This window comes from Microcoleus sp. Pol7_A1, assembly GCF_036701085.1.
Classification (GTDB): Bacteria; Cyanobacteriota; Cyanobacteriia; order Cyanobacteriales; family Microcoleaceae; genus Microcoleus; species Microcoleus asticus.
Genome location: NZ_JAUBQD010000045.1, coordinates 1 through 12,373 on the forward strand (window position 1 = coordinate 1; position 12,373 = coordinate 12,373).

13 protein-coding genes are annotated in these 12,373 nt (G+C 53.0%); all 13 read right to left on the minus strand.

The features are described from left to right. Nucleotides 1-249: 249 nt before the first annotated feature. Nucleotides 250-702 carry a Fe-S cluster assembly sulfur transfer protein SufU gene (gene sufU / locus QUA20_RS22290; protein WP_333191200.1) on the minus strand — a complete coding sequence of 151 codons (453 nt, stop codon included), beginning with the start codon at nucleotides 700-702 and terminating at the stop codon, nucleotides 250-252. Nucleotides 703-709: 7 nt separating this feature from the next. Next, nucleotides 710-1,315, minus strand: a complete 606-nt coding sequence (locus QUA20_RS22295) for a nucleotidyltransferase family protein (RefSeq protein WP_333191202.1) — start codon at nucleotides 1,313-1,315, stop codon at nucleotides 710-712. Between the two features lie 160 nt (nucleotides 1,316-1,475). Then, nucleotides 1,476-2,615, minus strand: a complete 1,140-nt coding sequence (locus QUA20_RS22300) for an XdhC/CoxI family protein (RefSeq protein ID WP_333191203.1) — start codon at nucleotides 2,613-2,615, stop codon at nucleotides 1,476-1,478. A gap of 203 nt (nucleotides 2,616-2,818) precedes the next feature. Next, a complete protein-coding gene (locus QUA20_RS22305; RefSeq protein ID WP_333191204.1) occupies nucleotides 2,819-3,565 on the minus strand; it encodes an NAD(P)-binding domain-containing protein in 747 nt (248 codons plus the stop codon). A 30-nt stretch (nucleotides 3,566-3,595) separates the two neighbouring features. Continuing rightward, the gene (locus QUA20_RS22310) at nucleotides 3,596-4,525 is read right to left on the minus strand and encodes an NmrA family NAD(P)-binding protein (protein WP_333191205.1); all 930 of its coding nucleotides are present in this window, start codon (nucleotides 4,523-4,525) and stop codon (nucleotides 3,596-3,598) included. 155 nt (nucleotides 4,526-4,680) lie between these two features. After that, nucleotides 4,681-5,427: an NAD(P)-binding domain-containing protein gene (locus QUA20_RS22315; RefSeq protein WP_333191207.1), complete on the minus strand. Its 747-nt coding sequence runs from the start codon at nucleotides 5,425-5,427 to the stop codon at nucleotides 4,681-4,683. 222 nt (nucleotides 5,428-5,649) lie between these two features. After that, nucleotides 5,650-6,378, minus strand: a complete 729-nt coding sequence (locus tag QUA20_RS22320; RefSeq protein WP_333191209.1) for a nitroreductase — start codon at nucleotides 6,376-6,378, stop codon at nucleotides 5,650-5,652. Between the two features lie 22 nt (nucleotides 6,379-6,400). Next, nucleotides 6,401-6,877 carry a MarR family transcriptional regulator gene (locus QUA20_RS22325; RefSeq protein WP_333191211.1) on the minus strand — a complete coding sequence of 159 codons (477 nt, stop codon included), beginning with the start codon at nucleotides 6,875-6,877 and terminating at the stop codon, nucleotides 6,401-6,403. A gap of 46 nt (nucleotides 6,878-6,923) precedes the next feature. Continuing rightward, a complete protein-coding gene (locus tag QUA20_RS22330) occupies nucleotides 6,924-7,097 on the minus strand; it encodes a hypothetical protein (RefSeq protein ID WP_333191213.1) in 174 nt (57 codons plus the stop codon). 10 nt (nucleotides 7,098-7,107) lie between these two features. After that, entirely contained in the window at nucleotides 7,108-9,324 is a 2,217-nt protein-coding gene (locus tag QUA20_RS22335; protein ID WP_333191215.1) for a xanthine dehydrogenase family protein molybdopterin-binding subunit, read from the minus strand. 126 nt (nucleotides 9,325-9,450) lie between these two features. Continuing rightward, nucleotides 9,451-10,443, minus strand: coding sequence for a xanthine dehydrogenase family protein subunit M (locus QUA20_RS22340; protein ID WP_333191216.1), 993 nt, complete (start codon nucleotides 10,441-10,443; stop codon nucleotides 9,451-9,453). Further along, nucleotides 10,430-11,275, minus strand: coding sequence for a 2Fe-2S iron-sulfur cluster-binding protein (locus QUA20_RS22345; protein ID WP_333191218.1), 846 nt, complete (start codon nucleotides 11,273-11,275; stop codon nucleotides 10,430-10,432). The genes QUA20_RS22340 and QUA20_RS22345 overlap by 14 nt, the downstream gene beginning before the upstream one ends. 162 nt (nucleotides 11,276-11,437) lie before the next feature. Continuing rightward, nucleotides 11,438-12,361 carry a macrolide 2'-phosphotransferase gene (locus QUA20_RS22350; RefSeq protein WP_333191219.1) on the minus strand — a complete coding sequence of 308 codons (924 nt, stop codon included), beginning with the start codon at nucleotides 12,359-12,361 and terminating at the stop codon, nucleotides 11,438-11,440. Nucleotides 12,362-12,373: the final 12 nt, after the last annotated feature.

Here is a 12,373-nt window from a genome sequence, read left to right on the forward strand (position 1 = left end):
GCTGAAAAGATAATATTTTTAATCTCTAATTCCATTTGGTTTGCGTTCTCTCATATCGCTTTTAGTCTAAACTCCAGTTATCTGCTTGGTACGATCGAACTGACGTGAGTCCATTGGATGTGCCTCTGCTGGATGCTGACTATATAGCGGTTCTCCATAAAATGAGGTACACACCGCTCGCAATTGATGCCCTATGCCCTATGCCCTATGCCCTATGCCCGCGAGAGCAGCTCATGTTACTGAGAAAGGCTATACCTGTTCATTCCTAGTTTCAACCGAACTCAGCGCCGCTTTGAGGGTATGCCAAGCCAAAGTTGCACACTTAACCCGCATCGGATATCGGGAAACACCTTGCATGATATTGAGTTTCTCCAACGGAGGCTCAAACTGAGTATTTCCCGCTGCCATCTCGCGAAACTGTTCTACCATTAAAAGCACCTGTGAAATAGTTTTACCTTTGATAGCGATCGCCATTAAGTCAGCAGAAGCAAGGCACAAAGCACAACCTGCACCTTCAAATTTAATATCTGCAACTTTACTTTCTGCTTCATCTAGTAGCAGCGTTAAATCAACCACATCACCGCAATAGGGATTTTCTCCTCGGTGTTGACGGTGTACTGGGTTAGTTTTTCCTTTGTTTTGCGGTTTTCTGGCGTGTGTCAAAATTACTTGTTGGTAAATTTGGCGATCGTTAGTTTTCATAATCTATTCACTCTTTAAAATTCTTTAATAGCAACTGCTTGTAATCGTCCGGGGTATCAATATCAATCGCAGCTTCTGGTATTAGCAGAATCACTCCTGTATCTATATATTTTTGGATTAACGCTTTTGCACCTTTATCTCCTTCAAGCTGCATCAGTTCTGGAAATAAGGCATTGCTAAACAGGGCAGGTACACCTGTAGTTTCGTTATACTTTGAGGCAATAATTACTTTTTGCGTTTCTTGATAAGACTGAATCAATTGATTGAAAATCTGGGGAGAAACTAGCGGCTGATCTGCAAGTGAGATGATAACTGCATCAAGTTTAGAGTTAGTTTTCAGTAGCATACTAATACCAGCGCGAATAGAAGAAGACATTCCCTCTTGCCATTGGGAGTTCTCGACAACTTGCACTGCCTTTAGCATTAGTTCCGGTTTAATTTGTTCTACATAAGCTCCCAGGACTACTATGATAGGTTGACAAAGAGAAGCTAAGGCAACTTCAACCGCATGGAGTATCAGGCTGCGTCCTTGATAAGAAAGCAATTGTTTTGGTCTTCCCATGCGGGTTGCAGACCCAGCAGCGAGAATAATCAGACCGATTTTAAATACCATACCCAAATTTTGAATTTTTGATTATTAAGAACATACTCGTATAGCCTTTCTCAGTAACATGAGGTACTATCTGGCATTGGGCATTGGGCATTGGGCATTGGGCATTGGGCATTGGGCATTGGGCATACCTCACCACGCTTGAGAACCGCTATATTAGTCATTAATTTTTTGATTGTTGACTATTGATTGAAGCATGAATTGGTACAGTGCGATTTCTTAAAAAACCGCCTTGATGCTTTGCTGTTACTGCTTGAATTTCGGCGATAATCGCCAAAGCAATCTCTTCGGAATTATCTGCACCAATGTCGAGTCCCACCGGACTATATAAATTTTGTTGCTGTTGTGGAGTGGGGATAACTCCTTCTTGTTCTAGTTCTTGCAATAATCTGGCTGTTCTTTTCTTAGGGCCAAGTACACCTAAGTATTTTAAGCCTGAAGGCAATAACACTCTCAGCAATTCCAGGTCGTCTAAATAATTATGAGTCATAACTACAGCAACAGTACGCTCATCTATCTCGATTTTTTTTAATAAATCATGAGGAGAACAAAATTCAACTCGATCGGCTTCTTGAAAACGCTTTCGGCTTGCTTCCCGTTGGCGGTGATCGACTACAGTAATATGCCATCCTAACTCTTTGCCAAAGCGAACAACGGGAAGAACGTCATACCCAGCACCCAAAATTACCAGCGACAGCGGCGGCTGAATGACTTGAATAAAAACTTCAACTTTCCCGCCTGTTAACTGATATTGTTTCCCTACCGAGGTTTTGTGTTGAAGTGCTGCTTGTGTGTCCCTTAAAACCGCTGCTGCTAATTCCTCATCGCTGATGTGGTTGATGATATCTGAATTTAGTAGCAAGCGATCGCCTATTTGAGATTTGCTTTCACCCTCTATATTAAATACAGTTGCAATAGCACACTCAAACCGAGTATCAAGGCATTTGTGGACAAAACTAATTTGGTTCGGCTCGTTTACTGGCAACGATTCAATCAAAACATAAGCAATGCCTTGACAGCCAAGCCCCAATCCCCAAATTAAATCTTCCTCGGAGGTGGAGTCATACTTAACCACACAGGGACTACCAGTGTTCATTACCTGCTGTGCTTTCTCAAATACATCACTTTCCAAACAGCCACCGCTAATTGCACCTACTATCAAGCCATCTGCACTCATCAACATTCGCGCACCAGGACGGCGATAAGTTGAACCTTCCACTTTAACTAAAGTTGCCAAGGCTAGCTTTTTCGTGGTGTCTTTTACTTGCTCTAAAGCAGCCTTAATATCGTGTAGTTCTTTCATTGCTCAGCCTAAAATTTTTTGTATCTCACTGTTTAAGTTTGATTATAAAGACTTCAGCATAAAGGACGATATAACGATACTTGCAAGTTATTGTACAATCCTGCAAAATTCTTCTTCTAAACTAATCGTGGGACGAGCTTGTAAAGCTTTGGTTTGATGACTTTTAGCTTACTTGCTTGTCCCTTTCTGATCCCGAACTCACGTTACATATAAATCGCACGGCTCAGACGAACCCCGAAATCGGCATCCGGATTTGTCGTGGCGTCACCAAGCCGCTCTTGCATCACTGCAACTGCTAAGTCCCGGCGCTTTGGCGATCGCGATGCGTCGGCAGATGCCAGCGCTGCAGCCATCTGTTCGCGCGTGAGATCGGTGCAATAGCAGGGCGTGCCGGGTTGCTGACGCCACGAATCGGCGATCGTGCCCGCGTCGAAAGCATCAAGCCCGGTGTCTTCGACGAGGGCCATCGCCACGGAGCGATCGTTCTCGCGGTCAGCAGCCACAGGGAGGGCAATACGGTCAGGGCTTCCAGCAGGCTTGCCCTTGGTGGCGAAGGAGCCAGACCCGATCGCGTTCCACGCCTTGGCGATCGGCCGGCCTAGCTGTTCGGCCACCCAAAGGCTCTCAACCTGCCCGGCCTCGATAGCATCGATCTTGTCGTCGCGGTGGGGATAGTAATTGGACGTGTCGATGACGACTGTCTCGGCTGGTAGGTTGGCGATTAGCGGCGCGATTGTGGGAATGCGGTTGAGAGGGATCGAGAGGATCACCGCGTCAACGTCCTCCACCGCTTGGGCGGTCGAGACCGCGCGTGCGCCGAAAGCCAGCACATCGGCCTCGATCGTCTCAGGGCCGCGAGAGTTGGCCACCTTCACGTCATGTCCGGCCGCACTGAGTTTGCGTGCCAAAGTCTTCCCGATATGGCCAGTGCCAAGAATGCCTATCTTCATAAAACGATTTCCTTGTATTGGGTAAGAGGGTTATTCCGTGCGAGTTTCGTCGGCGCGCCGATCAACCAGATCGAGCAGTTCGGCCCGGTGTGCTGTCGCCCAAGCACGGAAACTGGTTCCGGGCCGACTCAGCAAATATGGGATGTCGTCGCGCACCGTGCCGAAATAGCCCAGCCGCCCGTCGGCCAGTTGTGTGCAGAATTCTATCGAGCTCTTGGCGTACCAGTCCTCGACCTTCAACCCGCCCGCCTTGAACAAGGCTTCCATGTCCGCTGGATGGCGCACGTCGCAGGTGATCGTGCGGCCCATGACCTCGCTCAACATGATGGCGAGTTCGGGTCCCGTCATCGTCTCGGTGCTCAGATAATAGTTCTTCGAGGCGTGGTTCTCGGGTCCGTCGCGCAAGACCTTGGCCGTGACCGCCGCAATATCTGTAACGGCGATGTAGCCGACCCGCTGCTCTCCCCAGAACACCGGGAACGAACCGCCCGTCGGCGGCGACACGTTCAACATTCCATCCATGAACATATTGGGGTGCAGATGCGTCCAGGGTATGCCACTGGCCTCGATGTAGCACTCGACCAGCGCGAACCAGGAGAATTTCGAGTCGGTGCAGTCGTCGTTGGCAAAGACGCCCTGATTGACGATGTGCTTCACCCCCGCCTTCTTGGCGGCGTCGACCAGCGTCTTGGTCTGGTGCGTCATGGCGATCGTGTAGCCGGTCAGGATATTGAGCCGATCGACACCGCAGAGCGCAGGCCCGAATGTGCGCGGATCGTCGAGGTCGAACAGCACCGCGTCGCGACCTTCATTGCGAAACCGCTCCAGATCCTCCTGCTTGCGCACCCCGATACGGATGCGTGCGTTGCCCGGATTTTTGTCGAAATCCTCCAGGATGTAGCGGCCGGTCTGGCCGGTGACGCCCATGAGGAAGATGAGTGGGCTGGTGTCGGTCGCCATGATTGCTCTCCGGTTGTTTGTGTGGATGTCGAACGGGAAGAGGCGTGGCGCGACTCGACGATCGTGTGACGAACCATGTCATGTCTCACTGTTGTGGTCGGTCGGGACGATCGGCGTGACGGGCGGGGAAGTTGTTCTCCAGCCAATGACCGCCTTCACATGAACAGCGCGCGGGTCAGGCGCACGGCATAGTCAGAATCAGGGTTGGTAGTGCTATCACCCACCCGCTCCATGATCGCCTCGATCGCAAGCTCGCGGCGCCTGGGCAAGCGCTCACGTTCCGCCGAGGCGAGCGCGGCAGGCATCTCCTCGCGGCTGAGGTCTGTGCAGTAACAGGGCGAGCCGGGCTGCTGGCGCCAGGACTCGGCAAGCGTGCCTGAATAAACCGCGTCGAGACCGGTTTCGTCGACCAGCGTCATCGCCACGTCGCGCTCCCGGTCGCCATCGGCGGCGACGGGGATTGCGATGCGACCCGCTGCCCCTGCAGGCGCGCCCTTGTCGGCGAAGGATGCGGACGTGATCGCGTTCCATGCCTTGGCAATTGGGCGACCGATCTGCTCGGCGACCCACTCGCTCTCGGCCTGCCCGCCTTCGATCGCCGCAATTTCGCCGTCACGCTTGGGATAATAGTTGGACGTGTCGATGACCACCGTTTCAGCGGGCACGTCTGCGAACAGTGGTGCGATCCGGGGGATGGCGCCAAGCGGCGTGGACATGATCACCACATCAACCCGTGTGACCGCCTCCGCGGAGGTGACCGCACGAGCACCGTTCTTGAGGATGTCAACGTCGATTGTCTCAGGGCCGCGCGAATTGGCGACCTTCACGTCGTGTCCGGCCGCGCTCAGTTTTGTCACCAGCGTCGTGCCGATATGGCCCGTGCCAAGAATGCCTATCTTCATAAAACGATTTCCTTGTACTGGGTAAGAGTCTCATTCCACTGCTGTACATCATTTGGGCCGGTCTTACCCCGAGTGATTCTCGAAGTAGGGGCGCGCGGCCTCGTCCGCCGGGCGCGCGGTAGCCAGCAATCTGCCCGGCGTCAGCCTGCGCCAGCGCGGCTTTTACTTCTGGTCTGTGGGTTACATCTGTTAAATGACCAATCATCCCCATCCGAACTTTTTTTAATGGTGAAAGGTCACGCTCTCTGAGACGGGAACGCGCCCCATCCGAACACTGTTGACTGGTGCTGTGAAGTCTGGATAGCCAAACGCAATGGCAAACATCAGCTTGAGTTCATCGGAGATACCCAAATATTCGCGGATGGTCTGTGCAAAAAAGCCAATGGCGGTCTGCGGAATACCTCCTAAACCGCGCGCCGTCAGAGACAACAAAAACGTCTGGCCATACATTCCAATGTCACCGCCAACGCGCACATTATCTCCAAAGGAAGGCATGAAGAGCAGAGCGACATGAGGTGCACCGTAGAAGGTGTAATTTTTTGCAGCGGCTTTATGACGCGCGATCTTGTCGCCCCGCGCCACACCCATCGCCTCATAAAAGGTTTTGCCGTGTTCAATTCGGCGTTCACTATAGGCGCCATAAAAGCACTCCATATCGAAGCTAAAATCCGGCGTGAAATTCTCCGCTTCGTTTTGCTCGGTTAGAATGCGGCCCAATTCTTTGATCTTTTCGCCCGAAACGATGTGTGTGTTCCACGGCTGCGTGTTGCAATTCGATGGAGAATATTGTGCATCTTCCAAGACTTGCAAAATTTGAGCGTTAGGGACGGGTGTTGGTAAAAATGAACCGAATGAGCGGCGCGCTCGAACTGTCTCTTCAAAAGAGAGCGTTTGTAATGGTTCATTTTCTAATTCAATGAGACCGTTTGAAAGGTGTGTTGCGTTTGACATCGTGAAACCTCAAAAGATGGTGTCAGGTGGAAGGTGGTTCGTGGTCGAGAGCCTTAGCTGAACGGGGTATTGCCAGCCCGTTCAAGGTGTCGCGAAGCTCGGCAAGGTCTTCATCGGAAAGACGGCAGGCCGTCTCGATCTTTTCAGGGATAGAGCACGCTGCCTCGCGGAGTGCCTCGCCCGCTTCTGTCAGATCGATAAGAACGCGGCGTTCGTCCTGCTGGTCACGGGTGCGCGTCACCAATCCCGCGCTCTCCAGGCGCTTTAAGAGGGGCGTCAAGGTTCCGTTATCCATACCGAGTTCTTGCCCTACTTCCCCAACAGTGCGCGGGGTGCCCTCGTAGAGAGCCAGCATGACCAGAAACTGAGGATAGGTCAGGCCCAAAGGCTCAAGAAAGGGCCGATGAAGCCGAATGACGCGGTTCGACGCACTATAGAGGGCAAACGAAAGCTGCCTCCCCACCTGTCGCCGTTGGTTGATGTTCGAGTTGTTATCCATTTAAAAATCCAGTCAACAACTATTATGTAGTGCACTACATAATAGTTCAATACCTATAATTAACTTTTTTCGGAACCAGTCTTGCACCCATTCCCATGCCTTGCACCAAGGCGACGGTACGAAGATTCTTCCACACTGCCCACCGTTGCCAGCGCGCACCGTTCCCCCTGAGGTTCGCGTTTGCGATCGCCTCGACTACCCCTGCCACTTCAATCAACAAATGACCTGACTCAAAGCAGCTTGTCCGGCGTAATCGGCAGGTCCCTGATGCGTTTGCCCGTGGCATGAAAAACAGCGTTGGCGATCGCCGCCGGGATGCCGACCATGCCGAGTTCGCCCATGCCCTTGACACCGAGCGGATTGACGACTTTATCCTCCTCCTCAACGAATATCGTGTCGATCTCCAAGACATCGGCATTAACCGGCACGTGATAGTGCTGCAAATTCGGATTCATGATCCGCCCGTAACGATGGTCGATTTCAGTCGCCTCTTGCAGCGCCATACCAATGCCCCAGACAACGCCGCCGATTTCCTGACTGTGCGAGGCCTTCGGATTGATGATCTTGCCACAGGCAGTCACTTCAATAGCGCGCGTAACCTGGACAGTCCCCACATCCGGATCGACCTTCACTTCAATGAACTGCGCGCCGTGCGCCAACGTCGCATACTTCTGGCGATCCTCTGAGGGACGCGACTCGAATGTTTCCGTGATTGCGGTGAGATTATTACGCTTCATCACTGCGGAGATGTTGACGGAACGCTCAGGGTCGCTTATTAGTCGCAGTTGCCCGTCGAGCATCTCGACATCGGAAGAGGCTGCCCCCTTGAGCGGAGAATTCGCTTCCTGGTTCGCGAGGGCGAGCAACTTCGTGCCGATCGCCAGAGCCGCCCCGCGCACCGCCGAGCCGACGCTCGCCGTCGTCCAAGAGCCCCCCTGCGACGGTGCCCGAGGGAACTTCGTGTCGCCGAGTTCAAATTTCACCTGCTCCAACTTCAGCCCCAGATACTCGGCAGCGATCATTGTCATCACCGTGTAGGTGCCAGGTCCGATGTCGCTGGTCGCACTTGCGACTTTGGCCGTGCCGTCCACCTGCAGCGTGACGAGGGCGGCAGCAGGCATCTGGAAAGCGCCCCAGACGCCGGTCGCCATTCCCCAACCCACGAGTAGGCGTCCGTCACGCATCGATCGGGGCTCGGACTTGCGATTCTTCCAACCGAATTTTTCCGCGCCCAGCCGGTAGCACTCCCGCAACGCCTTACTCGAAAATGGCTTGCCGCTCTCGGGGTCTACTTCGGCATAGTTGATCAGCCGAAGTTCGAGCGGGTCGATCCGCAGCGCGTAGGCCAGCTCGTCCATCGCACATTCCAGCGCGAACATCCCGCTAACAGCCCCCGGTGCGCGCATCCAGGTCGGGGTGGCGAGATCCGTGTTGGTAATCTTGAGCGGCGCGTAGAGATTCGGGCACGCATAGACTTGGCGCGTGAAACCCGTGGTGTTGTCTGAGAACTCCTCGATGGTGGAGGTGTTGTGCACGGCTTCATGAATCATCGCCGAGAGCTTTCCCGATCGCTCCGCGCCGAGGGCGATCGTCTGAATCGTGTGCGGACGATAACCGTGGCCAGTGAACATTTGCGTGCGCGTATAGACAACCTTGACTGGGCGCCTGAGTTCGCGGGCTGCCATCGCTGTCAGCGCCGGATAATAGTTCGGGCGCAGCGACGCTCCAAACGCCCCGCCGACGAAGGGCGAGACCACACTCACGTTTTCCTCGGGCAGGCCGAAACTCGAAGCCAAATGTGTGCGCACGCTATAGACCGCCTGCGTCTTGTCGAAGACCGTTAGCTTGTCGCCTTCCCAGACCGCGATCGCCGCGTGCGGCTCCATGGGGTTGTGATGCTCGATCGGGATGCGGTACTCGGCCTCTACCTTCACGGCCGCTGCGCGCATCGCCTCTTCGGGATTACCGCGCCGCTTCGGAGGCGGCTCTTTAGTGGGGACGCGCGCGATCGAGCGCACCGCCTCAGTGTCGGTCATGTGCTGCTGTGAGTTGTAGGAGACTTTAACCAGACGTGCCGCATAACGTGCCTGCTCGTATGTCTCGGCAACGACGAGTGCCACCGGCTGCATATTGAAGAAGATTTTGTCGGACTGGAGCGCCCGAAACGACTTGTCTTCCTCCTCGGTGGCGTTGGGCGGGGACTGCTCTGTGGAAGACTTCGGACCAAGCTTCGGTGCGTTCAGGTGCGTGAAGACGCGAACTACGCCTGCTGCGCCTTCAGCCTCGCGCGTGTCGATCGATTTAATCGTGCCCTTTGCTACAGTTCCCAGCACGATAAAACCGTAAGCGAGATTGGGAACCTGGAATTCCGCCGCGTATTTAGCCTTGCCCGTAACTTTGGCTGCGCCGTCCACGCGGCTCATTTCTTTTCCGATGTATCTTGCCATTTATTTTCTCCTCCCTAATATCAAATCCGCCCTTCATCGTCCTGTATTCATCTCTCTCTTCTCTTCCTCTGCGTTCTCTGCGTTCTCTGCGGTTTAATCATTCCAATACAACCGGAATTGATATAATTAGACCGCACCGCTCGTCAACGCTTGCTGCAAAGCCAGAACAATAGCGCGTTTTCCGAGTTCGACTTTATAACCGTTATGTTCAAGCGGTTTCGCATCTTTCAGAGCCGCTTCGGCAGCAGCCTGAAAAGTTGTTTCCGTCGCAGGTTTTCCGATCAGAACTCTTTCCGCTTCGGGCGAACGCCAAGGTTTATGCGCGACGCTGCCCAAAACAATGCGTGCCTGTTTGATGGTGTTGCCGCTTGTTTCTAAAGCAGCAGCCACGGCAAGCAGTGCGAAAGCATAGGAAGCCCGATCGCGAACTTTTAGGTAATAAGACTTATTGGCGAAATTATTCTTCGGCATTTCGATCGCCACGATCAATTCCCCATGCTGAAGATTGTTATCTTTTTCAGGCGTGTTGCCCGGCAAGCGATGAAAATCCTGCAGCGGGATAGTGCGTTCTTGCCCGTTCGTGCCGCGAATCCTCACTACCGCGTCCAGCGCATAAAGCGCATTCGCCATATCGCCCGGGTAAGTCGCCACGCATTTGTCGCTGTAGCCAAAAATGGCATGAATGCGATTGAGTCCCTGAAGCGCTCCGCATCCGCTGCCCGGTTCGCGTTTGTTGCAGGGCATAGCGATGTCGTAAAAATACTGGCAACGGGTGCGCTGCATTAAATTTCCCCCGTTGGTCGCCATATTGCGAAGCTGCGCGGAGGCACCGGCTAAAATCGCCATTGACAGCAGCGGGTAATTTTGCCGGACCAGCGGATGGTTGGCCGTGTCGGTATTTTTGGCTAAGGCGCCGATCGAAATTCCGTTCGAGGTCGATCGAATTTCCGCCAGATTCAAACCTGAGATGTCAACAAGTTCGCTGGGACGCTCGACGTATTCTTTCATCAAATCAATCAGATTTGTCCCGCCTGCGAGAAACTTTGCCGTTTGATTAGCGGAAACGGTGCCAACGGCGCTTGCCGCATCGGTGGCGCTGGAATATTTAAACGATTTCATCGGCTTTGCCCCCCTCGTTTAATGCAACGGCAATTTCTTCATCGCTGGCAAAATGCCAAGCCTGGGCTGTTTCGCGCCCGGACTGAACTTCTCTGATTGCCGCCACGATTCCCGGATACGCGCCGCAACGGCAAATATTGCCGCTCATGCGTTCTCTGATTTCTTCATCAGAGAGACTTAAATTCTGCGTGCTCGTCCGCAAATTGTTAGTGACGTGACTCGCGTCGCCGTTTTTGGCTTCCTGCAGCAGCGCCACCGCCGAACATATCTGCCCCGGCGTGCAGTAGCCGCACTGAAAGCCGTCGTGTTTGATGAACGCCGCCTGCATCGGATGAAGATTGTCGCCGTCAGCGATCCCTTCGATGGTCGTCACCTCTTTCCCCTCGCAGCTAGCGGCAAGTGTCAGACAAGAAAGCACGCGGCGCCCGTCAACGATGACCGTACAAGCGCCGCACTGTCCTTGATCGCATCCTTTTTTAGTGCCGGTCAATCCAAGTCTTTCGCGCAGGGCGTCGAGCAGCGCCGTGCGCGAATCCACTTCCAGGCGTTGGGCCGAGCCGTTGATTTTCAAAAGCACCTTAACGGCGTTTTCAACCCCAGCGGTTTGGGCGAACACCGCGTCGGGCGCAGCGGCGAGCGTGGAAAAGGCCTCCTCTTTAGCCAGCAGGTGGAAGGCGAAGGTGCCGAGTAGGGCTGCCATGCTTTGCCCCAAGAATTTGCGGCGAGCAGCGCCGGTAATACCGAGTTGGTCGAGCAGTGTTTCTTCGTCCGCGCTGAGCTGCGAATCGCTCTCGGTTGAACTGAAATCTTTCCGTTCTTGATTATCGTCCATGCTTCTCCTTGCAAAATTCTCCAACAACCCCTGGACAAGTGTTTGTTTTTCGCGCCGACTCTTCTAACGGTCTGCACCCACTGAAAGCGCTTCTCTGCAATATTTATTTACAAAGTGTCCCTATTTGCAGGTATCTCGGCGGCCACCCGTATTGAACCAATATCATCCACTCCAAGCTAAAGAGGATCGAGCCCCGGCTATATGTTCTTCCTTTCCAGTTAGCAAGGCGAATAAGGCGTATTCCACAGGATGAGCATTCCAGAGTTCTATGATGTGTTCCTTCATATAAGACCATACGATCCCACCAGCAGTTTGGTAATGCTCGAGCACATCCTGGAGAACTTGCTCGCCGAAGATGGCATAGAAACAGACGAAATCCTTGGCCGGATCGCTTACTGCGGCTTCTGTCCAATCGATTAGTCCCATCAAATTTCCGTCTTTGTCCACAAGCGTATGACCGGGGTGAAAGTCTCCGTGAATCAAAGCCGAATGCTGAGGCCACAAGGCATCATTGGCAATCCAGTCCTGCCAACGTGCCCAGCGTGTATCAGAAACACCAAGCAGTTCTCTGGTCTTCTCCATATTCTCTGCCATAGATTGCCGCACTCGATCGACTGTTTGAACTCGGATACTGAATTGTTTCACTACCTCAATGTGTGTTCTGTGAAGTTGCGCCAGTGTTTTTGCTACCGAAGAAATGTATACAGCAGGCGGGGACTTCGGATCGATGTACCATACATAATCGCCGATATCTGGATCTATGGTTCCGGCAGGAATTCCCTTTAATAGCGGATAGGCAACCAGTTCATCCGAAACAATTTTCCAGACGGGAACGCTCACATCGACTTGGCTTTTAACCAGTTCAAGAACTTCTCTTTCATAATACATACGCTCAACAACATCAAGTCTTCTGGGAAATCGCAATACCCATTTGGTATTATCCTCTTTGGCAGTAGCAAACGTAGTTATGAAGTCCATTCCGGATTTGTTAATATTTAAGTTGTCTGCGTCCAAAATGAAGCCATTTTTGTCGGCGATGCTAAGTATTGTCCTGATTTGGTAGTCTTCACTAACAGATTTAGTCATCAGAAAAATGGG